Source organism: Pannonibacter anstelovis, assembly GCF_036881715.1.
Lineage (GTDB): Bacteria > Pseudomonadota > Alphaproteobacteria > Rhizobiales > Stappiaceae > Pannonibacter > Pannonibacter anstelovis.
Map to the genome: position 1 here is coordinate 104,725 of NZ_JBAKBF010000013.1, position 26,005 is coordinate 130,729.

A 26,005-nucleotide genomic window follows, 5' to 3' on the forward strand; every position below is an offset into this window, starting at 1 on the left:
GCCGGTACTGTGGAGCACACACTAGCAGCAGGCACCGTGTCACCCGGCGAAGCGGAGCCCGAGCCGGGGTCTGTCACCGATGTTTTATCCCGCCGGAATTGCGGACGGGATAACCTGATCGTCAGGCGGCACGTCCCTCACAGGTCCCGGCACGGAGGCCGGGACGGCGTGGACATCTTGTCTGTTTCCAGAGGCAATCAAGGCCGTTAGCCCAACATAGGGAAGCAGTACAGCTCCTCCTCCGCACCGCCCCGGCCTTGCGCCGGGGCCTGTAAGGGCCCTGCGGCCTCTCCATTATTAGCTTGAAGCCTCAAGACTCCCCCGTCTCATGGGCGAAATATTTCATGTGACCGGCGCGGATGCGTTCCAGCTGATGGCGGATGCGGGCCAGATGGCTGCGCATCAAGGCGGTGGCGGCATCCGCATCGCGCTGGCGGATCGCCTCCAGCAGCTTGCAGTGATCGTCGAAGGCATCCTGTGAGGCAAAGGCGAGCGACAGAAACCGCACCCGGTCCATATGAGCCTTGTTCTCGCGGATCATCTCCCAGGCATGGGCGTGACCGGAGCGTTCACAGATCTCCTTGTGGAAGAGATCGTCCAGAGCATGGAAATCCAGCGGCCGCCGGCCAGTGACGGCTTCGCGCTGCTGTTCAATGATATCTGCAAGCGCCTGGTGGTCCGCCTCTGTCAGCTGGGCGCAGGCAACACGCACGGTTTCCGCCTCAATGGCGGTGCGGATGAACTGGGCCTGGAAGACGGCGCGCTCGGAAATCACAGACACGGATGTGGCCCGCTGCGGCCGGATGTGCAGGAAACCGAGCTTGGACAAACGGTAGAAGGCATCGCGCACAGGCTGGCGGGAAACGCCCATCGCCTTGGCTACGTCAATCTCCGAAATCTTGGCTCCCGGTGGCAGCTCAAGTGACAGGATCTGCCGGTGCAGCTGTTCAAAGACCGCATCGGCAACGAGTGGCCTTCCGACGGGCTCAAGCGCTCGCAGGTGAAGCGAATCCGGCATTTTGTCCTCCCATTGACTCCTTTTGGATACTAGCATATTAGCTGAAATACGCTAAGAAAAGAGCCGTTCTCCGGCTTATGTCATTACTCGGGAGGAGAGCAAGCGTGGCGCTGCTGGATTCTGACAGATTGTTCCCCGTTGAACCCGGTGTTCGCAGCATTGCGCGCGGCCTTTACGAAGGCGTGAAGGATCTGCCGATCATCAGCCCGCATGGCCACACGGACCCGCGCTGGTTTGCCGAAAACAATCCGTTCCCGGACCCGGCCCAGCTCTTCGTCACTCCGGACCACTACGTCTTCCGCATGCTCTGCTCGCAGGGCATCAAGCTGGAAAGCCTCGGCGTGCCACGCGCTGACGGCGGCTGGACCGAGACTGATGGCCGCAAGATCTGGAAGATCTTTGCCACCAACTATCACCTGTTCCGCGCCACTCCGTCGCGCATGTGGCTGGATCATGCGTTCCAGGACGTGTTCGGCGTGACCAAGCGCCTGTCGGCCGAAACGGCGGACGAGATCTATGACCAGATCGCTGATTGCCTGCAGCGCCCCGAGTTCCGCCCCCGCGCCCTGTTCGAGCGCTTCGGCATCGAGGTGATCGCCACTACGGAAGGCGCACTGGACGACCTGAAGTGGCACCGCATGATCCGCGAAAGCGGCTGGAAGGGCCGTGTCGTCACCGCCTACCGCCCCGATCAGGCTGTTGACCCGGAGTATGCCGGTTTCACCGAGACCGTAGAGAAGCTGGGCGAGCTGTGCGGCACCGATGCCACCACGTGGTCCGGCTATCTGGAAGCGCACCGCATCCGCCGCGCCTATTTCAAGGAGCAGGGCGGCGCCACCTCGAGCGATCATGGCCATGCCACCGCACGCACCGAGAATCTGAGCGAAGCGGAAGCCGCTCATCTTTTCGACAAGGCGCTGCGCGGCGCATGCACTGCAGAGGAGGCAGATGCCTTCCGCGGCCAGATGCTGACCGAAATGGCCCGCATGAGCATTGACGATGGACTCGTCATGCAGATCCACTGCGGCAGCTCGCGCAACCATTCCGGCCCGGTGTTGAACAGCTTCGGCCGCGACAAGGGCTTCGATATTCCGAGCCGCACCGATTACGTGCGCTCGCTCAAGCCGCTGCTTGATGCGGTCGGCATGCGGGACGATGTGTCCATCATCGCCTTCACGCTGGATGAAACCACCTACTCGCGCGAGCTTGCACCGCTCGCCGGCGTTTACCCGGCCCTGAAGCTGGGCCCCGCCTGGTGGTTCTTCGACAGCCCGGAAGGCATGATGCGCTACCGCCAGCAGGTTACGGAAACAGCGGGCTTCTACAATACCGTCGGCTTCAACGACGACACCCGTGCCTTCTGTTCCATCCCCGCCCGCCACGATGTGGCCCGGCGCGTGGATTGCGCTTACCTCGCCCATCTGGTCGCCACAGGGCGGCTGGACCAGGACGAGGCGGGAGAGGTCGCCTATGACCTGTCCTACAGGCTTGCCAAGCAAGCCTACCGGCTCTGAGGAGGGCCGTTCACTTGGGAGGAGAACCAAATGACATTCATGAAGATTGCGAAGACCGCACTGCTGGCAAGTGTGATGATGACCGGGGCTGCAACGGCCTGCGAGACAACGCTCCGGTCATCTGATACCCATCCGGACGGATACCCGACCGTTGAGGCCGTCAAGGCCATGGGTAAGCTGCTTGAGGAGCGCACCGGCGGCAAACTCTGCGTTGAAGTGTTCCATTCCGCCCAGCTTGGCCAGGAAAAGGACACCATCGAGCAGACGAAGTTCGGCGTCATCGACATGAACCGCGTCTCGATGGGCCCCTTCAACAACCTTGTTGAAGAAACCAAGGTCGTGTCCCTGCCCTATATCTTCCGCTCGACCGGTCACATGCACAAGGTGATGGACGGCCCGATCGGGGAAGAGATCCTCAAGGCTTTCGAGCCGCATGGCTATGTCGGTCTCGCCTTCTACGACGGCGGCTCGCGCAGCTTCTATAATGCCAAGAAGCCAGTCGAGAGCATCGACGACCTGAAGGGCATGAAGGTCCGTGTCATGCAGTCGGACATCTTCGTCGACATGATGTCTGCCCTTGGCGCCAACGCGACCCCGATGCCCTATGGCGAGGTCTATTCCTCGATCCAGACCGGCGTCATCGACGGGGCAGAGAACAACTGGCCGTCCTATGAATCCTCAGGCCATTTCGAGGTCGCAGGCTACTACACTCTGGATGAGCATCTGATCGTTCCGGAAGTTCTGGTGATGTCCAAGGCATCCTGGGACAAGCTCAGCGCCGAAGATCAGGCCGCCGTCCGTCAGGCCGCCAAGGACTCCGTACCGCTGATGCGCGAGATGTGGGCTGCCCGTGAAAAGGCCTCCGAGGAAAAGGTGCGCGCCGCTGGCGCCAAGATCATCACGGACATCGACAAGCAGCCCTTCATCGACGCGATGAAGCCGGTCTACGAGAAGCACGTGACGTCCGACAAGCTGAAGGATCTGGTCGCCCGCATTCAGGCAACCGAGTGATGTGAAGCCCGAACCCGTGCCGCACCCTGCGGCACGGGCCTTCTTTTTGCGTGGAGACGTCAGGTGCAGGACACCATGAAATCAATCGCGCAGGCATTGGGCCTCATCGCTCGCCTCGCTCTCTGGCTGGCTGGCGCCGGTCTCGTCCTGATGACCGCCATCATTTCGGCTCAGGTATTCTTCCGTTACATTCTGAACGACAGCCTCATCTGGAGCGAACCGCTCGCCGTCATTCTCATGGGCTGGTTCATCTTCTTTGGAGCGGCGGTCGGCATCCGCGAGGGCTATCACCTCAGCTTCGATGTGCTGCTTTATGTCATCCCGGAAAAAGTCAAGCTGGCGCTCTACACCGTATCGGATGCACTGGTCGCCCTCTTCGGGGCTGGCATGTTCTGGTACGGGCTGCAGCTTGCTCTGTCTGCATGGGATGTGAAACTGCCCTCGCTGGGCATTTCAGGAGCCTATGACTTCATGCCGCTGGTCGGCGGCGGCGTCCTCGTCTTCCTGTTCTCGCTTGAGCGCATCGCGCGCCGTGCAGCAGGCCTGCCAACCTCACGCTTCGGCGAAACCGACATGCAGGAGGCGTGAGATGGAACTCTGGGTTCTTTTCGGCTCTTTTGCCGTTCTTCTTCTCATCGGTACGCCGGTGGCCTTCTGTCTCGGCATCTCGTCGCTGCTGACAGTGCTCTACCTCGGCATGCCGCCGGTGATCGTGTTCCAGCGGCTCAATTCGGGCGTTTCCGTCTTCGCGCTGATGGCCATCCCCTTCTTCATCTTTGCCGGTGAACTGATGGTGCGCGGCGATATCGCCCGGCGCCTCGTTGCCCTTGCGGGGGCAGCCGTCGGGCACATGCGTGGCGGCCTCGGCCAGGTGAACATCGCAGCTTCCGTCATGTTTGGCGGCATTTCAGGCTCGGCGGCAGCGGATGCATCTGCCATCGGCGGGCTGATGATCCCGCAGATGAAGGAACGCGGCTACGGCGTCGACTATGCGGTCAATGTCACCGTCGTGTCCTCGATCATCGCCCTGATGATCCCGCCCTCGCACAACATGATCATCTATTCGATCTCGGCGGGCGGGCGCATCTCCATCGCCGATCTGTTTACGGCAGGCATAATCCCAGGTTTTGCGCTGGCACTCGGGCTGATGATGGCGGCGTGGTGGGTGGCGCGCAGCCGCGGCTATCCGACGGAAAGCTTCCCCGGCTGGGCGGCCCTTGGCTGGCTCTTTGCCAATGCCATTCCGGGACTGCTGCTCATCGGCATCATCTTCTTCGGCGTGCGCTCTGGCGTCTTCACCGCTTCTGAAAGCTCCTGTATTGCCGCCGTCTATGCGCTGGTGGTGACGGTTCTGGCCTACCGGACGATGACATGGGAGAACTTCACCGCCTCTACCTTTGCGGCGGTGCGCACCACGGCCATGGTGCTGCTGGTCATCGGCTGCGCGGCCTCCTTCGGCTGGCTGATGGCCTTCCTGAAGGTGCCGGCGGAAATGGTCGCGCTGCTGCGCGGCATCTCCGATAATCCCATCGTCATCCTGCTGCTGATCAACGTTGCCCTGCTGTTCCTCGGCACGTTCATGGACATGTCGCCGCTGATCGTCATCACAACGCCGATCTTCCTGCCGGTGGCCACCGCCTTTGGTGTCGATCCGGTGCATTTCGGCGTGATCCTGATCCTCAACCTTGGCATCGGCCTGTGCACACCGCCGGTGGGCGCCGTGCTCTTTGTCGGCTGTGCCGTGGGGCGGATCTCCGTCTGGGATGCGATCAAGACCATCTGGCCCTTCTACGGGGCTGCTCTCGCCGTGCTGATGCTGGTCACATACGTGCCTGCACTGTCGCTCTGGCTCCCTTCACTCTTCCATTGAGGCTGGTTGTCCCATGCTGAAGACCTATCCCGCTGTCCCGGCAGATCCTGGCGTCACACGCCAGGTTCTGTCTGAAAGCCCTGAGCTTATGGTCGTTGCCTTCCGCTTCGGCCACGAGGGGGCGGAGGGCAAACTGCACAACCACCCGCACATCCAGTCCACCTATGTGGAAAGCGGCCGGTTCCTGTTTCAGGTTGACGGCAAGGAGATCGAGGTGGGGCCGGGCGACAGTTTCGTCATCCCCTCCATGGCCATACACGGCTGCCGCTGCCTTGAGCCCGGCACTCTGATCGACACCTTCACGCCCCGCCGTGATGATTTTCTCTGATTTGCAAGCCAAGGAAGGACCCTTTCCATGCTGACCGTCGAAACCCGCCACGCCATTGATCCGCAGACCGCAAAGCGGATGGACACGGAAGAGCTGCGCAAGCATTTCCACATGGGCAGCCTGTTTGCCGCCGGTGAAATCCGTCTCGTCTACACCCACTATGACCGCATGATCGTCGGCGCTGCCGTGCCCTCGGGCGCGCCGCTGGTGCTGGATCAGGTCAAGGAATGCGGCACCGCCAGCATCCTCGACCGCCGCGAGATGGCTGTCGTCAACGTCGGCGCCAGTGGCAAGGTCTCCGCTGCGGGCGAGACCTATGCCATGGAGCGCGGCGACGTGCTCTATCTGCCGATGGGATCCGGCAAGGTGACCTTCGAAGGCGAAGGCCGCTTCTACATTCTCTCCGCCCCCGCACACGCTGCCTACCCGGCCCGCCTGATCCGCATCGGCGAAGCAGAGAAGGTGAAGCTCGGCTCGGCAGAGACCTCCAACGACCGCACCATCTACCAGTTCGTGCATCCGGCGGTGATGACCTCCTGCCAGCTCGTCGTCGGCTACACCCAGCTGCACAACGGCTCGGTCTGGAACACCATGCCCGCTCACGTGCATGACCGGCGCATGGAAGCCTATCTCTACTTCGACATGAAGCCGGAGCAGCGCGTGTTCCACTTCATGGGCGAGCCGCAGGAAACCCGCCATCTGGTGATGAAGAACGAGGATGCGGTGGTCTCACCGCCCTGGTCCATCCACTGCGGCGCAGGCACCGGCAGCTACACCTTCATCTGGGCCATGGCCGGCGACAACGTCGATTACAAGGACGTGGAAATGGTCGCCATGGAGGATCTGCGGTGAACCCCTTTTCGCTTGAGGGCAAGACCGCCCTGGTGACCGGTGCCAATACGGGCATCGGTCAGGCCATCGCAGCAGCGCTTGGCCGCGCGGGCGCAGAGGTCATCTGCGCGGGACGCTCGTCCTGCGCAGAAACCGTTGGCCTCATTGCTGGCAGCAAGGGCAAGGCGCGGGAGATGGTGCTCGACTTCGCCGACCCGATGGCCGCCCGTGATGTCTTTGCCGCCGAACCGGTGGACATTCTCGTCAACAACGCGGGCATCATCCGGCGTGCCGATGCGGTGGATTTCACCGAGGCCGACTGGGATGAGGTGATGGACGTGAACCTGAAGGCCGTGTTCTTCACCTGCCAGGCCTTCGGCAGGGCCGTTCTTGGCCGTGGAGGAAATGGCAAGATCGTCAACATTGCCTCGCTCCTGTCATTCCAGGGTGGTATCCGGGTGCCGTCCTACACGGCCTCGAAGCATGGTGTTGCAGGCATCACCAAGCTTCTGGCCAACGAATGGGCGGCGAAGGGCATCAATGTGAACGCCATCGCCCCCGGTTACATCGAAACGAACAATACCGAAGCACTGCGGGCGGACCCGGTGCGCAACAAGGCCATCCTTGAGCGTATCCCTGCCGGCCGCTGGGGCCAGGCATCGGACATCGGCGAAGCCGCCGTATTCCTTGCCTCTCCGGCCGCCAATTACATCCATGGTGCAGTGCTGAATGTTGACGGAGGCTGGCTTGCCCGCTGATCTGGAAATCGAACGTGTCGTGAATGCCAAGGTGGGCATCGTCCACCTGGGGCTTGGTGCCTTCTACCGTGCCCATGGTGCCATTTTCATCGAGGAAGCCGTTGCCCGCTCCGGCGGCGACTGGGCCATCGCCGGCGTTTCGCTGCAGAGCCCCACGACGCGCGACCGTATGGCGCCGCGTAATTTCGAATACACCGCCGTGGAACTGGGCCCCGATGGGGAGACCCGCCGCGACGTGCGCATCATCCGCGATGTGCTGGTCGCCCCGGAAAGCCCGGAAGCCGTGCTTGCAGCCATGGCCAGCCCCGATGTGAAGATCGTTACCCTGACGGTCACCGAAAAGGGCTATTGCCACGAGCCGAGCACCGGCCGCCTGAACCAGTCTCATCCGGATATCCAGAAGGATCTGGCGAACGCCCTGCCCGTCTCCGCGCCGGGCTATCTGGTGCGCGCCCTGCAGCGCCGCTTTGCCGCTGGCCTTGCCCCCTTCACCGTCATGACCTGCGATAACCTGCCCCACAACGGCAAGGTGGTGCGCGGCGTGGTGCTGGATCTTGCCCGCCTCATTGACCCGGCCCTTGCGGACTGGATCGAGCGCGAAGGCCGCTTCCCCTCCACCATGGTGGACCGCATCGTCCCGGCGACCAAGCCGGAAGACATCGAGCGCCTGTCCGCCGTCACCGGCCGCAATGAAGACGGCCTCGTGGTGCATGAGCCGTTCCGCCAGTGGGTGGTCGAGGATGACTTCGTGGGCGGCGAGCGCCCGGACCTTGGCGCCGTTGGCGTCGAGCTGGTGTCCGACGTTGCCGTCTACGAGCACATGAAGCTGCGCATGCTGAACGGCGCGCATTCCTCGCTCGCCTATCTGGGTTACCTCTCCGGCCACAAGACGATTGCCGACACCATGGCCGATGAAGCTCTGGCCGGTTTCGTCACCCGCCTGTGGAGCGAGGAGATCATCCCCGCCCTGACCCCGCCTCCGGGCGTAGATCTTGCCGGTTATGCGGCCGCCCTCAAGGCCCGCTTTGCCAACACCGGTATCCGCCACCTCACCTGGCAGATCGCCATGGACGGCAGCCAGAAACTGCCGCAGCGCATTCTCTCCACTCTTGGCGAGAACCTGAAGGCCGGCCGCAGCAGCCCGCGCCTGATGCTCGCCGTGGCCGCATGGATGCGCTATGTGGGCGGTGTGGACGAGGCGGGCGCGCCGATCGAGGTGAAGGACCCGCTGGCGGCACGTCTGCGTGAACTCTTCGACAGCGCCGCCACGGCGGAAGGCAAGGCAGCCGCTCTTCTGGGCGTGCGCGAGATCTTTGATCCGGCCCTTGCCAGCCAGCTGCAGGCCCCGGTGGCAGAGGCGCTTGGCCTGCTGCTGAGCCAGGGCGCCCGCAAGTCCGTGCAGTCCCTGTAACCGAGGCAAGCCATGAGCCAGCTGATCGTTCTTCATCCCGGCGACAATGTGGGTATCGTGAAGGAGCGTCTTGCCGCAGGCAGCGATCCTCTCGGGCTGGGTGTGGCTCTCGCCACACCCCTCACGCCGGGCCACAAGGTGGCATTGAGCGCAATCCCCACAGGAGCGGAGATCTTCAAGTTCGGCCAGATCATTGGCCGGGCCAGCAAGGACATTGCCGCCGGGGAGCACGTGCACACCCACAATTGCGCCTTCGGGGACCACGATCAGCAGTATCAGACTGGTGCCGATCTGGAACGGGCGAAGGCCGCCGTGCCCTCGCCCGCTCCGCGTACCTTTGACGGCTATCTGCGCAAGGATGGCCGGGTGGGCACCCGCAATTTCATCGCCCTCTGCGCCACGGTGAACTGCTCTGCCACCGTGATCCGCCGGGCTGCCTTCGAGCTGGAAAACTCCGGCGCGCTCGACAACTATCCGAATGTGGACGGCATCGTCGCCTTTGCCCATGGCACCGGCTGCGGCATGGCCTCCGAGGGGCGCGGCTTTGACATCCTGCAGCGCGTGCTGTGGGGCCACGCCACCCATCCCAACGTGGGCGCGGCCGTCTTTGTCGGCCTCGGCTGCGAGGTGATGCAGATCGCCCGCATGAAGCACACCTTCGGGGCAGAAGGCGCGGACCACTTCCACAGCCTGACCATCCAGGAAACCGGCGGCACCCGTGCCACCATAGCGGCCATCAAGGCCAAGGTGCTGGAGATCCTGCCCGAGGTAAACAAGGCACAGCGCCAGCCATGCCCTGTCTCGGCCCTGCGCATCGGCTTGCAGTGCGGCGGCTCGGACGGCCTGTCCGGCATCACCGCAAACCCGGCCCTTGGCAAGGCTTCGGACATGATTGTCGGCCTTGGCGGCACGGTGATCCTGTCGGAAACGCCGGAAATCTACGGTGCCGAACAGCTTCTGCTGCGCCGCGCTGCCTCGCAGAAGGTGGCGGATGATCTCATCAGCTGCATCCGCTGGTGGGAGCATTATACCGAGATGAACGGCGGCAGCATGGACAACAACCCGAGCCCCGGCAACAAGGCGGGCGGGCTGACGACCATTCTGGAAAAGTCGCTGGGGGCTGTCGCCAAGGCGGGCTCTACGCCGCTGACCGCCTTCTACGACTATGCCGCACAGGTCACGGAACCCGGCCTCGTCTTCATGGACACCCCCGGCTATGATCCCGTGTCAGCGACGGGCCAGATTGCGGGCGGCGCACAGCTGGTGGTCTTCACCACGGGCCGCGGCTCTGCCTTCGGCTCCAAGCCTGCGCCCACCATCAAGGTGGCCACCAACGACATCCTGTTCAATGCCATGCCGGAAGACATGGACCTGAACACCGGGGACGTTCTGTCCAAGGGCATCAGCCTTGATGCCAAGGGCGAGGAAATCCTCGACATGATCCTCGCTGTCGCCTCGGGCCAGAAGTCCAAGTCCGAAGCCCTTGGCCTCGGCGACAACGAATTTGTGCCCTGGCAGGTCGGCGCAGTGATGTAATACGAACTCTCGATGAGCTGGACTTATCGAGAGTTGGTCAAGCCCGTGCGGCGCTTGAGCATTTTCAGGGCGTGATGCGCCAGCGTCGAAAGCCTTGGTACAATAAAAAAGGCATGGCGCTGGCGCCATGCCCCGGCAGATCTTTTGCAGACTGAAATACCCGGCGGGGACGACCCGCCGGGTATTTGTTTTATTCGTCCATCTTGAGGGCCTTGATGAAGGCTTCCTGCGGGATCTCGACCTTGCCGAACTGGCGCATCCGCTTCTTGCCTTCCTTCTGCTTTTCCAGAAGTTTGCGCTTGCGGGTCGCGTCGCCGCCATAGCACTTGGCGGTCACGTCCTTGCGCAGGGCGGCGAGGGTTTCGCGGGCGATCACACGGGCTCCGATGGCGGCCTGGATCGGGATCTTGAACATGTGCCGCGGGATCAGATCCTTCAGCTTCTCGCACATGGCGCGGCCACGGCGCTCGGCTTGAGAGCGGTGGATCAGCATAGACAGCGCGTCGACCGGCTCCTCGTTGACGAGGATCGACATCTTCACGAGGTCACCCTCGCGGTAATCCGACAAGGAATAGTCGAAGGAGGCATAGCCCTTGGAGATGGACTTGAGGCGGTCGTAGAAGTCGAAGACGACTTCGTTCAGCGGCAGGTCGTAAGTGACCATGGCACGCGAGCCCACATAGGCCAGATCCACCTGCACGCCGCGCCGTTCCTGGCACAGCTTCAGGATGGAGCCGAGATATTCGTCCGGCGTCATGATGTTGGCGCGGATCCACGGCTCGCGGATCTCCTGGATCTTGACCACATCCGGCATGTCCGCCGGGTTGTGCAGATCCACTTCCGAGCCATCGGTCAGGGTCATCTGGTAGACCACTGAAGGCGCCGTGGCGATGAGGTCGAGGTCGAACTCGCGCGACAGGCGCTCCTGGATGATTTCCAGATGCAAGAGGCCAAGGAAGCCGCAGCGGAAGCCGAAGCCCAGCGCCGCAGAGGTTTCCATCTCGAAGGAGAAGCTGGCGTCGTTGAGGCGCAGCTTGCCAACAGCAGCGCGCAGATCCTCAAAGTCCCCCGCATCCACCGGGAAGAGACCGCAGAACACCACCGGCTGCGCCGGCTTGAAGCCCGGCAGCGCCTCGGCGCAGGGCTTGCGCTCGTCGGTGATCGTGTCACCCACGCGGGTGTCGGCCACTTCCTTGATCGAGCCGGTCAGAACGCCAATCTCGCCCGGTCCGATCTGGTCCACCTGCAGGAACTTCGGCGTCATCACGCCGACGCGGTCCACTTCATAGGACGCATTCGTGCCCATCATGCGGATGCGCTGGCCGCGCTTCAGCGTGCCGTCGATGATGCGCACCAGCACCATCACGCCCAGATAGGGATCGTACCAGCTGTCCACCAGCATGGCCTTCAGCGGCCCGTCTTTGTCGCCCTTCGGCGCCGGAAGACGGTTGACGATGGCTTCCAGCACGTCCTCGATGCCAAGGCCGGTCTTGGCGGAGATCATCACCGCATCGGTGGCATCGATGCCGATCACTTCCTCGATCTGCTCCTTCACCCGGTCCGGCTCGGCGGCGGGCAGGTCGATCTTGTTGAGGACGGTGACGATCTCGTGGTTGTTGTCGATGGCCTGATAGACGTTGGCCAGCGTCTGGGCTTCCACGCCCTGGCTGGCATCGACCACCAGCAGCGAGCCCTCGCAGGCCGCAAGCGAGCGCGAGACTTCATAGGCGAAGTCCACGTGGCCCGGCGTGTCGATCAGGTTCAGGATATATTGCTGCCCGTCCTTGGCATTGTAGACGAGGCGCACGGTCTGCGCCTTGATCGTGATGCCGCGTTCCCGCTCGATGTCCATCGAGTCAAGAACCTGCTCGGTCATCTCCCGGTCCGTCAGCGTGCCCGTCATCTGGATGAGACGGTCTGCAAGTGTGGACTTGCCGTGGTCGATATGGGCCACGATGGAGAAGTTGCGAATATTGGAAATGGGCTGGCTCGTCATGCTTGCCCGTTTACCACTCCAATTGGCTTCCGCAAAGGGGATTGCAGCGGTTGGAGCATGGGTTTCCGGCGTATTTTTTAACCCTGATGCGAAGACTTGACTCAAATCCCGGGGCGGGGCGGCAAATCGCGGCGCAGGATGGTGCCAAACCGGGCTGCTTCGTCTGCAATTTCGAGAGCAAAGTCGAGCAGCATTTCCTGCTCGAGTGATTTGCGTGACTGAACCACCAGCGCAATGTCACGGGTCAAAGGCTCGAAATCCGCGGGACGGATTTCGACGAGACGCCCCGCCGCCAGCGATGCCTCGACAGACGAGCGGACAAAGAAGCCGATCCCCTCGCCTGCCTCCACCAGATAGCGCCCCGGCTCGGTGGGAAGCTCCACACAGGCGGGAGCGGCGAGGGTCAGCGATGTCATCCGTGCCGGAGCGATCTGCCACCAGCGCAGATTGAGGAAGCGCGGCGCAAGGCGCAGGGCCTCCAGCATGTCCGGCGCCTCGCCGATCCGCTCTGCCACGGCGGGGGCCGCCACCAGCGGCAGATCTTCGCGCAGCACGAACAGTGGCTCCAGATGGGTCAGCAGCGGATCGATATTGGGCCAGCACATGACGGCCAGATCCACCTCGCGCTCATGCAGCATGGTGGCCACATGTGTGTGGCGGCCATCGCGCACGATCACATCCACCCCGGCATGACGGCGCTGAAACCGCAGCAGCGCGCGGCTAACCAGCGGCATGATCATTGTGCTGAGCGTACCGATGGCGACACGGCCGCGCTCGGCGCGCTTGAGCGCCTCGCGCGCCTCCTGCATCACCCCCAGCATGCGCCGGCAATAGGGCAGGAAGCTAATGCCCACATCCGTCAGGCGCACATTGCGCCCGCGCAGGAACAATGCCCCGCCCACCGCATCTTCCAGCGCCTTGATACGCATGGAAACCGTGGCCTGCGTGACGTTGAGCCGGGCGGCGGCCCGTGTGAAGCTGCCATCACGCACAACACGGTCGAAAGTGCGCAGCTGATCAAAGTCCATCGATTGAGTTTTCTTATGGATCGGATAATTTCTTTTGTATTCAGAGGGTATAGAAACCAGAAATCTAATGCAATCCGGAACCCCACTCATGCACCTGCGCCCCGCCACCCCCGAAGATCTGCCTGCCCTGCTCGACATCCACAACACCGCCGTGCGGGAGCTTCGGGCCATCTGGACCGACCGCCTCGACACGCTGGAAGACAGGCGCAGATGGCTGGAGGGACGGCAGGCGGCAGGCCTGCCGGTAATCGTCGCCATTGATGAGGATGGCGGGTTGCTGGGCTACGCCAGTTACGGCCCCTTCCGTGCCAAGGAAGGCTACAATCTGACCATGGAGCACTCGATCTATGTCAGCAAGGCGGCGCAGGGCAAAGGCACCGGAAAGGCGCTTCTGGCGGATCTGATCGAGCGGGCAAAGGCCGCCGGGCTGCATGCACTGGTGGGCGCAGTGGATGCGGACAATGCCGCCTCCCTTGCACTGCATAGCCGTTTCGGCTTCACCGAAACAGGCCGCCTGCCGCAGATCGGCTTCAAGTTCGGCCAGTGGATGGACCTGATCTTTGTGGTCAAGGTTCTGTCAGACCAGCCTGCACCGCCTGCCGGTTCTGCGGTCTGATACCGGCTATCGATAGACACGGCGCATCGAGAGGTGCTCAAGTCCGCGCGGCGCCTGATGCAAGGACAGAGGCAGGCGGACGGTCTAACCCCTCAGGCAAGAACCATCAGCCGCCGTATTTTTCCAGAAAGGCTTCCGCCTTCATCTGGCGGAAGTCAGGAAGTGCGAGACGCAGGCGCTCGTGGTCCCAGTCCCACCAGGCAAGCTGCAGCAGCCGTTCCGCCGTTGCGGCAGCAAAACGGAGCCGAAGCACTGTCGCGGTAACACCTGCAACGATGGTGTAGGGCGCCACATCCTTGGTCACCACAGCTCCGGCAGCGACAATGGCACCGGCGCCGATGGTCACATCCGGCTTGATGATGGCGCCGTGCCCGATCCAGGTGTCGGGGCCGATGACCGTGCGCCGCGACGCGCGCCTTGCGAAGAATTCCGCGTCATCTGCCTCCTCCTCCCAATAATAGCTGGAGCGGTAGAGGAAGTGGTGCAGGCTGGCGTGGTCCATCGGGTGATCGGTTGGCCCGATCCGTGTCATGGCCGCCACATTCGCGAATTTGCCCAGCTCCGTATTGGCAATGTCGGCCATCTGGTCGCAATAGGCATAGTCACAGAAGGTGGAGTTCGTGATCCGGCTGTCCTTACCTACTTCGCAATAGGCGCCAAAGGAGGAGTTGACCACCTGTGCGCCTGGATGGAGAAAGGGCTCGGCTGCGGAAAGCTTCGGCATGATTTAGTCAGTTCCGGGCCGCCCGGGTGGGCAGCCTTTCTTAATCGCCCCGGTTCATTCGCCCTTGATCAGCTTCTTGCGCAGCCAGCCGGACAGGCTGTCCATGGCCATCACCATCAGCACGATCAGCGTCATGTAATAGGCCACCTCTTCCCAGTCGCGCTGGGTCTGGATGGCCTGCGTCAGCAGCAGGCCGATGCCGCCGCCGACAATGGCGCCGATGACCGTGGCACTGCGGGTGTTGGATTCAAGGAAGTAGAGCGCCTGGCTGAGCAGCACCGGCATCACCTGCGGGATGACGCCGAAGCGGGCGCGCTGCACCGCATTTGCACCGGTGGAGCGCACGCCCTCCACCTGCTTCTCGTCGATGTTTTCCAGCGCTTCTGAGAAGAGCTTGCCGAAGCTGCCCGTGTCCGTGATCATGATTGCGAGGGCACCGGTCATCGGGCCGGGGCCGAAGGCGCGGGACAGAATGATGGTCCAGATGAGACCATCCACGCCGCGGATGAAGTCGAACACGCGGCGGGCAGCAAAGCGGAGCGGCCCCAGCGGATTGAAATTGCGCGCGGCAAGGAAGCTGAGCGGAAAGGCGATCAGCGCAGAACCAGCCGTGCCGAGGAAGGCCATCAGAATGGTCTCGAATATGGCCCACATCACATCGCCATGCCGCCACATGCGGTTGGTCCAGAAGTCATGCAGCATGGCAGACGCATTGGCCAGTTCCGGATTGACCCTCTCACCCCAGAGCGCCAGGTTCATCAGCTCCAGCGGGCCCTTACCGTAGAAGGGGCTGTCGAGGGTAAAGAAGAACAGCTCCCAGCCAGGGAAGTAACGGAAGGTATCCACCTTGGAGCGGGTGTAGGCAAAGCGCCCGGCCTCCGTCGTGATGGATACGCGGGAATCCGAAGCGTTGATCCAATCCGGCAGTGGCTGCGGGGCCGTCAGCTTCAGGCTGTTACCTTCCGGCTTGATATCGATCAGCCCATAACCCGGCACATCATAACGCGCACCCGCCGCGTCATAGGTGACGATGTGGCCTTCGCCCAGATCAACCACGGTCGTGGTGCCGTCGCTCGTCACCCAGTCCGGCAGCATGCCCTCCGGATAGGCGCCCTTGTTTTCACCTTCGACAGCGACAGTCAGACCGCCGTTGCGGTTGTCGCGCGTCACATGCACCTTGTAGGACCAGAAGTCCGCCAGAAGGATGGCCGCATTATCCAGCCTTGCCCGCTGCGCAAGGCCAGCCAGATCGAAGGAAAAGACGGCATAGGCGAGATAAGCCAGGATCAGCCCCGGCACCGCGAAGGCAGCGATGCGGCGGTTGCGGAAGCGGGTGAGGATGGTGCTGTTGAGGTCCGCCGTCTGCGGCATGTCCATGGTGGCCATGTCAGTGTCCTTTCACCAGCCTGTGACGGGCATGGTCCGACAGCCGGTCGATCAGCACGATTGTGACGAAGAGCATCAGGAAGATGGCCACCACCTCGTCGTAGCGGCCCTGCCCCCATTGCATGGCGATCTTCAGGTCATAGCCGATGCCGCCCGAGCCGACGAAGCCCAGAATGGCGGAGGCGCGGACGTTGATCTCGAAGCGCATCAGCGCATAGGAGAGCCAGTTTGGTGACACCTGCGGGATGACGCCGAGCCACATCTTCTGCGTCCAGGAGGCGCCTACGGAGGCGAGGCCTTCGACCGGCTTCAGATCGGCGTTTTCCGCCACTTCCGAGAAGAGCTTGCCAAGCGCGCCTGCCGTATGCAGGGCGATGGCGATGACGGCCGGTACGGGGCCGCCGCCGAGAATGAACACGAGCACCAGCGCCACGACGATCTCCGGAATGGCGCGCAGGGCATCCATCATCCGGCGGAACAGCGGCACAAGGCGTGGCCAGCGGGCAAGGCTGCGGGTGGCCAGGAGGGCCAGCAGCATGGCGGCCAGCGCGCCCATAAGCGTCGCCGTGGCCGCGATGTTCACCGTTTCGATCAAGGAGGCAAAATGACCGGCCATCAGACCGGGCAAGACCGCCCGTTTGGCCCAGGCTTCAGAGAGCACTTCGGACGGGAAATCAAAGACCTGCGACAGACCGTTCCAGAAGCCGCCGGCATTGCGCCCGTCGGCCATGATCCAGCCGGACGAAAACAGCATGATGAAGAAGAGCAGCAGCACGCCGCCATATAGGCGCTTGCGCCGCGTCATCTCCAGATAGGCTTCATGATGCGGGGCAACGCCCTTGCGGCTGCCGCCATCAGCTCCATACGCGAGATTGGTCATGGTGCCCTGAAATAGTGCCCTGAAAAATGCGAGTGCCGGGCTCCATTGCTGGAGCCCGGCATGGATATGCGGAAGGCTTACTTGGCTTCCTGCAGCTTGCGGGCAGCGATGATGCCGAGGTAGGCATCATGGGTCACCGGAACCAGGTCCTTGGCTTCGCCATGGGACAGTGCATAGGCGCACTTGGGGTCATCCTGCCAGATGGTGTCGGCAATGGCAGTGACCTTGGCCTTCACGTCGGCCGGCAGGGCCTTGCGGATCACGTAGGGGCCTTCCGGGATCAGCTTGGACTTCCAGATCTCGACGAGATCGTTCATGTCCACGATGCCGGCGTCGGAAGCCTTGCGGAAGGCGCCGGAGTTGTAGCCGTCTTCCCAGTTGCCAAGGCCGTCAGCCCAGCTCACGGCGGCGTCGAAGTCGCCGTTGGCAACGCCAACGATGGACTGCTCATGGCCGCCGGAGAACTTCACTTCGCCGAAGTACTGGTCGAGCTTGCCATAGGTGTCCTGCAGCTCAGCGCCCGGGACCAGGTAGCCAGAGGTGGAGTTCGGATCGGCGAAGGCAAAGCGCTTGCCCTTGGCCTGCTCGATCGAGGTGATGCCGCTGTCCTTGCGGGCAAAACCGATCGAGTAGTAGCCGGTGGAGCCGTCCATGTTCTGCTTCGTCAGAACCGGCTCAACAGCTTCAGGGTTGGTCAGGTAGATCTTCGCATAACCGGACGCACCGAGGCCGGCGAAGTCGATCGAGCCGCCGAGCATGCCCTGGATCACGCCGTCATAGTCAGCCGGGGTGAAGAGCTTGACCGGCACGCCGAGGGCTTCTTCCACCTTGACGCGGAAGCACTCGTTCGAGGTCATGCGGTCCTGAGCGTTTTCGCCGCCGAGAATGCCGATGTTGAACTGGGTGATCTTTTCCTGCGCACCGGCAACGGTGGTGCAGGCAAGCGAGAGGGCAGTCGCCAGAAGCAGCTTCTTCATGAGAACTCCATTTTCACAGAATAGAGGCCTGGACCAGCTTGGGTCCGGATCCAGACCGGGACCGTCAGGACACCATCGCGGCGGCGTAGGCAGGCTGGGACCACGCGGGATCTTCAGCCTTCGCATCCACCGGAATGCTTGTGGAGGTGGCAGCTTCGTTGAAGCTGTCATCGGCTCCGTAAATCTCGCGGGCAACGCTGGTCGTCAGCTCGTCCGCCGTGCCGTCAAACACCACTTCGCCGTCGCGCATGCCGATCACCCGGTCGCAGTAGCGCCGCGCGGTGTCGAGCGTGTGCAGGTTGGCAATCACCATGCGGCCGTCTTCCACGTTGATCTTCTTCAACGTGTCCATGACGATCTGCGCATTCATCGGATCAAGGCTGGCGATCGGCTCGTCAGCCAGAATGATCTTCGGATCCTGCATCAGGGCGCGGGCAATGGCGACGCGCTGCTGCTGGCCGCCGGAGAGAGCCTCCGCCCGCTTCGGCGCCTGCTCGGCAATGCCAAGCCGGTCCAGAATTTCGAGCGCCTTGAGAATGTCAGCGCGGGACCAGAGGCTGAAAAGCGTCTGCATCGTCGAGCGGCGGTTCAGGATGCCGTGCAGCACGTTGGAGGCCACATCCATACGGGGCACCAGATTGAACTGCTGGAAGATCATGGCGCACTGAGACTGCCAAGCCCGCGAGGCAGCCCCCTTCAGCGCCAGGATGTTGCGGCCTTCAACCAGGATTTCGCCGGCGGTGGCATCCGTCAGGCGGTTCATCATCCGCAGGAAAGTCGACTTGCCCGCCCCGGACCGGCCGATGATGCCGACGAAAGCAGGACCGGTGATCTCGAAACTGATCCGGTTCACGGCTGCCTTCTGACCGAACAGACGTGTAACTTCCCTGACTTCCAGCATTGGCCACCCCTTTTTGCTCGGCGTAACCTAGTGCCCCTGTGTGACAGTTTCTTGTAGGAAGCATGAAGATCATGCGAATAGATTTAACTTGATAAATTTTGACGGCGATCTGCATTAACAGGCTGAAACAAAGAAAGAAATTCGATAGATTTTATTCTTCGGCTAAATATCTTCCCAGCCGCATGCAGTCCTGAAGGCTTTCAAGCGTTAACAAAAATCCCGGCCTTCAGGAGAAGGCCGGGATCTCAAAATAACTGGCAATGGTGGACGGTTCAGCTCATCCAGCGCAGCTCACGGCCACGGACCGGATTGACGAATTCGCGCCCCTCGGCTTGTGAGGCGGACCATTCGCGCTTCAGTTGCATCCACCAGCGGCCTTGCGTATCGGCGTCATTGATCAGCATGAGCTTGGGATTGTACTCCAGCCCCTCACGCTGCTGGATGACGACGCGGCGGTCCTGACCGAGGAAGACATTCATCAGGTGGCGGATGAGCGGCTTGAACGGGCCGATCCAGCCCATGCTGGCCCAGAACATCTGCCGCACTTCCGTCTCGTCCTCACTTACGGGAGTGATGGTGGTCAGGCCGACGACGGAATGCTTCGAGCCCTTGATATGCTCGATGCGCAGGCCCGGCAGCATGTAGCGGATTTCCGTGGTCACATCATCGCCCAGCAGCTTGTAGGCAATGTTCTGCGGCGGCAACTTGTGGCGCACCATGGCCCAGCCCAGTTCCGACGGCTCGAAGAGCTTGCGCTTGGGCCGCAGCTTCGCAGCGTTCTTCTTGAACCACCAGGAGGTATGAACGAAAGCCGCGTGGGTCGGGTCCATCAGACCGAGGGCCGCATGATCCACCGAACAGACGAAATGCTGCATGATGTGCAGGGCCGGGCCCTGATCAACCGAAAAATCCGGCAGCATCGGCGGCTGCGGCTGGCGGCCTTCCTCCGGGCTTTCGCCATTGGCCGCGAAATAGACCCAGATCAGCCCCTGCTGCTCCACAACGGGATAGGCGCCGCAGGTGATCTTGGAAAAATCGATGGTCTGATCTTCGTGGGTGGAGGGAATATCGACGCAGACACCCGCCGTATCAAAGCGCCAGCCATGATAGCAGCATTGCACGGTCTCGCCGTCGAACTTGCCATGGCGCAGTGGAATGCCCCGGTGCGGACAGATGTCACGCAGGGCGAAGACCTTGCCGGCCTTGTCCCGGCCCAGCAGCACCATGTCGCCCATCAGCTTCTTGCCGGTCATCGCGCCGGGTTTGATCTCCGCGCCCGGACAGGCGACGTACCACAGACCGCGCAGAAGTTCCGCCTTGAGATTATCCACCTGACATCACCTTGAAACCGGCCCCGCAGACCCTTTTGTCCGGGTGTACCCGAGCAGGACGGCAGGCTCAAGACTTCGATGCAGAGGCCCGGTCCGCAGCATTACGGATGCAGGGCGGGCAGGAAGGCCTCAGGCGGCGCTGGAGAGAAGCGTGCCGATCTGATCGCGGGTGCCGGCATAGAGCGAGGAAACCGACGCGCTCTGGTAGCTGGAGGACACGCCATTGCCGCTGACATTGATGCTGCTGGCGCTGGCGGAGTTAGCCGTCAGACCTGTGCTGCTATCGTAGGAAACGCGGTCGTAAGAGACGAAAGAGGCGGAAATCTTCTGGCCGCCAATCTCGCCTTCGATCAGGGTTTCGGTGATCGTGGCGCTTTCGTAGGCCATTGAGCTAAGGGACGTGCCGTTCGCCCCACTGTCATCGCCCAGCGCAGAACGGATCTTGTTTGCGGTCTTCGTGTAATCTTCCGAAGACGCCAAAGGAGATTTTTCGTCCTCCTTGCCGTCTTCCTTGTCCTTCTTCACGGCCTCACGCAGCGTTTTGATAACGGCTTCCGCCTCTTGAGCCTGCTTGGTCGCAGCTTCCAGAACGGAACTGCTTGCGCTATCCTTGGCTGCAGGCTTCGCGGAGGAGTTGGCAGGCGTTGTATCCAGCAGGCCGCCACCCTTTGACCCGGTCGAGTTCTGGGTCATGGAGAACAGGCTGGCAGAAGTGGTCGTCGTCTGGATCGAAAGCTGCATGCCGGGCTCCATCCTGGGCTGCGGGCGGCGAATCTGAGGCAGAGTGTCAGGGGAAAAGATTAACGCATCATTAACCAATCTTTTCTGGGCGCTAGGCTCGGGTCCAGGCTGGGGGACTGAAACGGAGGAAACGATCATGCCGGTCACACAGATCTTCTCGCTCCCCGGCCGCAGTGCCGAGGAAAAGCAGCTCATCATGGAATGTATCCATGAGGCGCTGATGACCCGCTTCGACATACCGCACGACGACCAATACATGATCTTCAATGAAAAGGAGCGGGAGGACTTCTTTTTCGGCTCCTTCCCGGAGATGGAGCGCAGCGATGCCTTTCTCCTGATCCAGATCATCGTCAGCAACACCCGCAGCGTGGAGATGAAGAAAAATCTCTACAAGGCCATCTGCGACAAGCTCGGGCGCAAGGTGGGGGTCATGCATGACGACGTGATGGTCTCGCTCGTCGAGGTGACGCGCGACTGCTGGTCTTTCGGCCGGGGCATTGCCCAATACACCTGATATCCGGCAAGCGCCGTGAGCGAGCCGGGCGAAAAATATCGAAGTGTTAACGGTTGGGTGGGACGATTCCTCAGGATATGACGGATCCTGACGGAAAATCCGTATCCAATCCCGGCGCATTGTCCTTAATCTTGCCGGGATTGGAAGGTTGCTTCGCTTGCTGCCGCCCATTCCCACCCTGTTGCAACAGTTTGCAGGTCGCCCCCAACCATGTGCCGTCTGGCTGCCTATCTCGGAACCGAGATCCCGCTCGAAAACATCATTGCCAAACCCCGGCACTCCCTGCTCGTGCAGAGCCTGGATGCACAGGAGGCGAAACTGCGGGTCAATGGCGACGGGTTCGGCATCGCCTGGTATGGCCATGCGGCTGAGCCGGGCCTGTTCAAGGATGTGCTGCCCGCCTGGGCCGACACCAATCTTCAGAGCATCTGCCGTCTGGTCACGTCCCGGCTGTTTCTGGCGCATGTGCGCGCCGCGACCACCGGCGCGACATCGCGGGACAATTGCCATCCCTTTGCCCATGGCCGCTGGGCCTTCATGCACAATGGCAACATCGGCGATTTCGCCCGTATCCGCCGTGAAATGGAAATGCTCATCAATGAGGACTTCTACGCGCTGCGCCGGGGCACGACGGATTCCGAACTCTTCTTCCTGCTGCTCCTGACCAACGGGCTTGAGGAGAACCCGCGGGCGGCACTGGATCTGACGCTTTCGCAGGTGCTGGATATAGCCGCCCGGCGGACCACCGGCGAAAAGCCCATCCGTCTCACCTGTGTCTTCACCGAGGGCACTGAGCTTTTCGCGTTCCGCTATGCCGACGATGCGGCGGCTCCCACGCTCTATATCTCCGAATGCCTCGACCATGGCGGCCGCGCCTTTGCCTCGGAGCCGCTGGAGGGCGCCTGTGCGCGCTGGCGTCCGGTGGAACAGGGGTATCTGTACCGTCTGTCTTCAACCGGCGTGGAGCAAACGCCTCTGGCGGTGCCCCTGAACAGTGCAGCAGAGCCTATTCTGGAAGCGGCCTGCTGAGGTTTTCCGGCCGGCCTTTATTTCCCTTGACGGTTTTCCACATTCGGGATTTAATCTCAAATATGGAAAACAAGAGATCAGACCAGGCTGAACTTGATCAGCAGATTGCCCTGCGCCTGCGCCAGTTGCGGCAGGAAAAGGGGCTTTCGCTCGATCAGCTAGCAGCCCTCAGCGGCGTCAGCCGCGCCACCCTGTCACGGCTCGAAAATGCCGAGGTCAGCCCCACCACGGCCGTGTTGGCCAAGCTCTGCACCGCGCATGGGCTGACCCTGTCGCGGCTGATGCAGATGGCGGAGGAGGCCTTTCCCGCCGTGGTGCGCAGGGAGGCCCAGCCCGTCTGGACGGACCCTGAAACCGGCCACCGCCGCCGTGTCATCTCTCCCCCCACCAGTGCGCTGTCGGGCGAGGTGCTGGAGTCCATTCTGCCGCCCGGCACATCAATCACCTATGAAGCCCCGCCGCGCCCCGGCCTTGAGCATCATCTGGTGATGCTGGATGGCAAGCTGACGGTAACGCTGGATGGCGAAGAGCATGCACTGGCACCGGGGGACTGCCTGCGGTTCCAGCTCTATGGCGGCAACAGCTTCGAAACGCCGGCAGAAACCGGCGCCTGCTACCTGATTTTCATGGTTTGAGACCAGCCCCTACGTAAGGAGACCTTCCTTGGCCGGTATAACCCTTGACCTGCGCCGCAGCCCGGCGCAGCTGGATGACGCATGCCTTGATGGCCTTGCAGACGTGCTTTCCGGCTGCGTCAGCAGCGGGGCCAGCGTCAGTTTCGTTGAGCCGTTTACGCGGGAGGATGCACGCCGCTTCTTCGAGCAGAAGGTGGCGCCATCCGTCGCCTGCGGCGACAGCGATCTGCTGCTGGCCATGGTGGACGGCCGGATTGCCGGGACTGTGCAGCTGGCCTGTGACACCCCGCCCAACCAGCCGCAGCGGGCCGATGTGCGCAAGCTTCTGGTCCATCCGGATTTCCGCCGCAGGGGCATCGCGGAAAGACTGATGCGTGAGGTGGAGCGGCTGGCGCGCGAGCGGGGGCGCAGCCTGCTTACTCTTGATACCCGTGAGGGCGATTCAGCCGAACGGCTCTACCTCAGGCTCGGCTACCAGATCCTCGGCCGCATTCCCGCCTATGCCAATCACCCGCAGAGCGGTGAGCCGGAGGGCTGCACCTTTTTCTACAAGGTGCTGGCGTCTCCAGGCTCATAAACCAAAGTGACCTACCAGCTCTGCAGGCTGCGCAGCAGGTGGGCCTTCTTGTGCATGTGTCCGCCCATGCGCGTCAGCAGGCCTTCCAGCACGGTAATGCCCCGGAAGAGATGCGGGCCCTTGTTGAGCATGACACATTCGGCGCGTGCAGCCATGGCGGCGTCGGTCATTTCCCCGCGTGAGGCGATCCCGGTCTTCATCAGGCTCTCCATCACCTGCGTCGCCCAGATCACCGGCACATGCGCGGCTTCGCAGAGCCAGAGGATTTCCTCCTGCATCTCTGCCAGCCGGGCAAAGCCGATCTCCACCGCAAGGTCGCCGCGGGCGATCAGCACGGCGGTGGGCTGGCGCCCGGCTGCGCGCACCAGCATGTCCGGCAGGTTGCGCACGGCGCGGCGTGTCTCGATCTTCAGGACGAGGCCGATGCTGCGCCAGTCTTCCGGGCGCTCCCGGGCAAGCGCTGCCTGCAGCTCTTCCACGTCTTCCGGGGTTTGCACGAAGGAGAACTCCACCCCGTCCGCATGGTGCGCCACGAAAGGCAGCAAGTCCCGGTCATCGGCGGTCAGGGCCGGCACCAGAACGTCGCTATCCGGGAAGTTGATGCCCTTCTCCGGCTTCAGCTTGTAGCCTTCGGTTTCAGGACCGGTGTCGATGCCCAGCACCAGACCCCAGTCCTGTGCCGACAGAACGGTGGCGGCCAGCTTGCCATCATCGATGAAGACGCGATGCCCCGGCTCGGCCGCTTCCAGCGCCTGCCCCAGCTCGCATTCGATCGCGGGCAGCTTGCGCGGCGCCGCGTCAAGATGGCCCGGACGCACCACAGCCAGTTCGCTTTCCGGGAACACCCGGCTGCCGTTCTTGCCTTTCTTCAGGGCTCCGGTGCGGATTTTCGGACCCGGCAGATCCATCATCACCTTCATCCGCCGGCCGGTGGCATGGGCGGCGGCCTCCACATGGGCGATCATCGAGGCCCAGGCACTTTCTCCGTCATGGGCGCAGTTGATACGCACTGCTTCCACGCCAAGATTAGCCAGCTCAGTAAAGAAGGCAGGGTCGCCAGCAGCCTCACCCGGCACCGTGACGAGCAGGCGTGCAGGGCGCGTTTCCTGCAAGGCGCCCAGCAGGGCATCCGCCCTTTGCCGGATGCGTTCCTCACCGGCGAAGAAATGGTCATCCTGCACATTAGGGGAAGCAGATGCCGCCAGACCTTTACCCGTCGCGGCGCCCAGCAGGCGCTCCACCGCATGGAGCGTGGGCATCACGCGGCTCTCCGCCCGGCCGAGGGACGACAGCCCGGCCGCCATCAGCCGTCTTTGCAAGGGCCGCAGATCCCTGTGCCGCAGGGCAAGATAGTGCGAGAGGTTCGCCGCGCTCGGGGCAAATTCCGGTGTTTCCACCCACCCCTCCCAGCGGGCTGCCAGCGCAGCTCCATCTGCTGCGACGGAGGCGGCAAGCTGGTTCACATCTGCCTGCAACGCCGCGAGACCGGGATCTGCGGGCGTCTTCTTCTTTGAAGCTGCAGGTTTGCGTGTGCGGGCCGGGCCCTTGCGGGCTGCTGCTGGCTTTGCATCAGCAGCGGACTTTACGGCGGTCATATCATGCTCATCCATGGCTCACCTCCGCCGTTTTGGTAGCATCCGCCCATGACAGCACCTTGACCTTGCGCAACAGACACGGAAAACACACCCTATTCCGCCTTCCCTTCGTCGCAATCCTCGTCAACACTCAAATCCGGGTACGGGACAACGCCCGGCATTGATTTTACTCGGGGGAGAGGGATCTGCCGCTGGCGAAAAGACCAAGGAGGCCTGCGGTGAGCAGAAAGGCGAAGCATTTCATCCTGTCCATGGACGGCGGCGGAATCAGAGGCATCATCCCCTTGCGCGTTCTGGAGGCGCTGGACGGACGCCTGCGCCGCGCAGGCGTGACCCGGCCCCTGCACCAGATTTTCAGCCTGATCTGTGGCACCTCTGCCAGCGGCCTGATTGCAGCAGCCCTTGCCGCGCCCCGCAATGGCGGCGCTGGCGGGGAAGCAGCGGGCACCCTGTCGGACCTGCGCCACTTCTTCGAGGTCGAGGCGCGCGAACTGTTCACCTACAGTTTCAGCAAGCGCCTTGGCCGCTTTGTCACCAACCCGCTTGGCCTGTTCGACGAGCGCTATGATGCACGGCCGCTGGAGCGGATGCTGAAGGACCGTTTCGGCTGGACCTCCATGGCCAGCGCCCTCACCCATGTGATGCTGCCGGCTTATGACATTGAACGGCGCAATCTGGTGATGATGTCCAGCGCGCCCGGGACCGGCGGGGCGCGGCCGGACGATTATTATTTCTGGGAGGCCGTGCGCGCCTCCATGGCCGAACCGTCCTTCTTTGAGCCTGCCCGCATCGACAATC

General features: G+C 62.5%; 26 protein-coding genes. 15 read left to right on the forward strand and 11 right to left on the reverse strand.

Annotation, left to right across the window (positions count from 1 at the left end; translation table 11 throughout):
* Positions 1-310: 310 nt before the first annotated feature.
* Entirely contained in the window at positions 311-1,018 is a 708-nt protein-coding gene (locus V6L75_RS18080) for a GntR family transcriptional regulator (protein WP_334252873.1), read from the reverse strand.
* Positions 1,019-1,122: 104 nt separating this feature from the next.
* On the opposite strand from V6L75_RS18080, the gene uxaC reads away from it, so the two are divergent.
* The 9 genes from uxaC (at position 1,123) to V6L75_RS18125 (ending at position 10,277) form a co-directional block, all read left to right on the forward strand.
* On the forward strand, positions 1,123-2,532 hold the full coding sequence (gene uxaC, locus V6L75_RS18085; RefSeq protein WP_334252874.1) for a glucuronate isomerase: 1,410 nt from the start codon (positions 1,123-1,125) through the stop codon (positions 2,530-2,532).
* A 30-nt stretch (positions 2,533-2,562) separates the two neighbouring features.
* Positions 2,563-3,543, forward strand: a complete 981-nt coding sequence (locus V6L75_RS18090; RefSeq protein WP_334252875.1) for a TRAP transporter substrate-binding protein — start codon at positions 2,563-2,565, stop codon at positions 3,541-3,543.
* Between the two features lie 75 nt (positions 3,544-3,618).
* Positions 3,619-4,131 carry a TRAP transporter small permease gene (locus tag V6L75_RS18095; protein ID WP_334252876.1) on the forward strand — a complete coding sequence of 171 codons (513 nt, stop codon included), beginning with the start codon at positions 3,619-3,621 and terminating at the stop codon, positions 4,129-4,131.
* Position 4,132: 1 nt separating this feature from the next.
* The gene (locus V6L75_RS18100; RefSeq protein WP_334252877.1) at positions 4,133-5,413 is read left to right on the forward strand and encodes a TRAP transporter large permease; all 1,281 of its coding nucleotides are present in this window, start codon (positions 4,133-4,135) and stop codon (positions 5,411-5,413) included.
* Between the two features lie 13 nt (positions 5,414-5,426).
* Positions 5,427-5,741 (forward strand): cupin domain-containing protein, encoded by a 315-nt coding sequence (locus V6L75_RS18105; RefSeq protein WP_334252878.1) that lies wholly within the window; start codon positions 5,427-5,429, stop codon positions 5,739-5,741.
* Between the two features lie 27 nt (positions 5,742-5,768).
* The gene (gene kduI, locus V6L75_RS18110) at positions 5,769-6,593 is read left to right on the forward strand and encodes a 5-dehydro-4-deoxy-D-glucuronate isomerase (protein WP_334252879.1); all 825 of its coding nucleotides are present in this window, start codon (positions 5,769-5,771) and stop codon (positions 6,591-6,593) included.
* Positions 6,590-7,330: a 2-dehydro-3-deoxy-D-gluconate 5-dehydrogenase KduD gene (gene kduD, locus V6L75_RS18115; protein ID WP_334252880.1), complete on the forward strand. Its 741-nt coding sequence runs from the start codon at positions 6,590-6,592 to the stop codon at positions 7,328-7,330. Before kduI ends, kduD begins: the two co-directional genes overlap by 4 nt.
* The gene (locus V6L75_RS18120) at positions 7,320-8,741 is read left to right on the forward strand and encodes a mannitol dehydrogenase family protein (protein WP_334252881.1); all 1,422 of its coding nucleotides are present in this window, start codon (positions 7,320-7,322) and stop codon (positions 8,739-8,741) included. The genes kduD and V6L75_RS18120 overlap by 11 nt, the downstream gene beginning before the upstream one ends.
* A 12-nt stretch (positions 8,742-8,753) precedes the next feature.
* Positions 8,754-10,277, forward strand: coding sequence for a UxaA family hydrolase (locus V6L75_RS18125; RefSeq protein ID WP_334252882.1), 1,524 nt, complete (start codon positions 8,754-8,756; stop codon positions 10,275-10,277).
* A gap of 190 nt (positions 10,278-10,467) precedes the next feature.
* On the opposite strand, the gene lepA is transcribed toward V6L75_RS18125, so the two are convergent.
* On the reverse strand, positions 10,468-12,273 hold the full coding sequence (gene lepA / locus V6L75_RS18130) for a translation elongation factor 4 (protein WP_334252884.1): 1,806 nt from the start codon (positions 12,271-12,273) through the stop codon (positions 10,468-10,470).
* 101 nt (positions 12,274-12,374) lie between these two features.
* Positions 12,375-13,301 carry a LysR family transcriptional regulator gene (locus V6L75_RS18135; protein WP_334252885.1) on the reverse strand — a complete coding sequence of 309 codons (927 nt, stop codon included), beginning with the start codon at positions 13,299-13,301 and terminating at the stop codon, positions 12,375-12,377.
* Positions 13,302-13,389: 88 nt separating this feature from the next.
* On the opposite strand from V6L75_RS18135, the gene V6L75_RS18140 reads away from it, so the two are divergent.
* Positions 13,390-13,917, forward strand: a complete 528-nt coding sequence (locus V6L75_RS18140) for a GNAT family N-acetyltransferase (RefSeq protein WP_334252886.1) — start codon at positions 13,390-13,392, stop codon at positions 13,915-13,917.
* A 106-nt stretch (positions 13,918-14,023) separates the two neighbouring features.
* On the opposite strand, the gene V6L75_RS18145 is transcribed toward V6L75_RS18140, so the two are convergent.
* The 7 genes from V6L75_RS18145 to V6L75_RS18175 form a co-directional block, all read right to left on the reverse strand.
* Positions 14,024-14,641, reverse strand: coding sequence for an LbetaH domain-containing protein (locus V6L75_RS18145; protein WP_334252887.1), 618 nt, complete (start codon positions 14,639-14,641; stop codon positions 14,024-14,026).
* 54 nt (positions 14,642-14,695) lie between these two features.
* Positions 14,696-16,027, reverse strand: a complete 1,332-nt coding sequence (phnE, locus tag V6L75_RS18150; protein ID WP_334252888.1) for a phosphonate ABC transporter, permease protein PhnE — start codon at positions 16,025-16,027, stop codon at positions 14,696-14,698.
* Between the two features lies 1 nt (position 16,028).
* Complete coding sequence (phnE, locus tag V6L75_RS18155; RefSeq protein ID WP_334252889.1) at positions 16,029-16,907, reverse strand: phosphonate ABC transporter, permease protein PhnE; 879 nt, start codon at positions 16,905-16,907, stop codon at positions 16,029-16,031.
* Between the two features lie 77 nt (positions 16,908-16,984).
* Positions 16,985-17,884 carry a phosphonate ABC transporter substrate-binding protein gene (gene phnD / locus V6L75_RS18160; protein WP_334252890.1) on the reverse strand — a complete coding sequence of 300 codons (900 nt, stop codon included), beginning with the start codon at positions 17,882-17,884 and terminating at the stop codon, positions 16,985-16,987.
* Positions 17,885-17,948: 64 nt separating this feature from the next.
* Positions 17,949-18,785: a phosphonate ABC transporter ATP-binding protein gene (gene phnC, locus V6L75_RS18165; protein ID WP_334252891.1), complete on the reverse strand. Its 837-nt coding sequence runs from the start codon at positions 18,783-18,785 to the stop codon at positions 17,949-17,951.
* Positions 18,786-19,057: 272 nt separating this feature from the next.
* Positions 19,058-20,116, reverse strand: a complete 1,059-nt coding sequence (locus V6L75_RS18170) for an aromatic ring-hydroxylating dioxygenase subunit alpha (RefSeq protein ID WP_334252892.1) — start codon at positions 20,114-20,116, stop codon at positions 19,058-19,060.
* Positions 20,117-20,245: 129 nt separating this feature from the next.
* The gene (locus V6L75_RS18175; protein WP_334252893.1) at positions 20,246-20,857 is read right to left on the reverse strand and encodes a hypothetical protein; all 612 of its coding nucleotides are present in this window, start codon (positions 20,855-20,857) and stop codon (positions 20,246-20,248) included.
* Between the two features lie 136 nt (positions 20,858-20,993).
* Here V6L75_RS18175 and V6L75_RS18180 point away from each other — a divergent pair, with 136 nt between their 5' ends.
* The 4 genes from V6L75_RS18180 (at position 20,994) to V6L75_RS18195 (ending at position 23,612) form a co-directional block, all read left to right on the forward strand.
* Complete coding sequence (locus tag V6L75_RS18180) at positions 20,994-21,371, forward strand: tautomerase family protein (RefSeq protein ID WP_334252894.1); 378 nt, start codon at positions 20,994-20,996, stop codon at positions 21,369-21,371.
* Positions 21,372-21,581: 210 nt separating this feature from the next.
* Positions 21,582-22,400, forward strand: coding sequence for a class II glutamine amidotransferase (locus V6L75_RS18185; RefSeq protein ID WP_334252895.1), 819 nt, complete (start codon positions 21,582-21,584; stop codon positions 22,398-22,400).
* A 62-nt stretch (positions 22,401-22,462) separates the two neighbouring features.
* Entirely contained in the window at positions 22,463-23,035 is a 573-nt protein-coding gene (locus V6L75_RS18190) for a helix-turn-helix domain-containing protein (protein WP_334252896.1), read from the forward strand.
* Positions 23,036-23,072: 37 nt separating this feature from the next.
* Positions 23,073-23,612: a GNAT family N-acetyltransferase gene (locus V6L75_RS18195; RefSeq protein ID WP_425498804.1), complete on the forward strand. Its 540-nt coding sequence runs from the start codon at positions 23,073-23,075 to the stop codon at positions 23,610-23,612.
* Between the two features lie 11 nt (positions 23,613-23,623).
* On the opposite strand, the gene V6L75_RS18200 is transcribed toward V6L75_RS18195, so the two are convergent.
* Positions 23,624-25,222 (reverse strand): pyruvate kinase, encoded by a 1,599-nt coding sequence (locus V6L75_RS18200; protein ID WP_334252898.1) that lies wholly within the window; start codon positions 25,220-25,222, stop codon positions 23,624-23,626.
* A 203-nt stretch (positions 25,223-25,425) separates the two neighbouring features.
* On the opposite strand from V6L75_RS18200, the gene V6L75_RS18205 reads away from it, so the two are divergent.
* Positions 25,426-26,005: patatin-like phospholipase family protein (locus V6L75_RS18205; protein ID WP_334252899.1), on the forward strand; the 580-nt coding region annotated here is incomplete at its 3' end.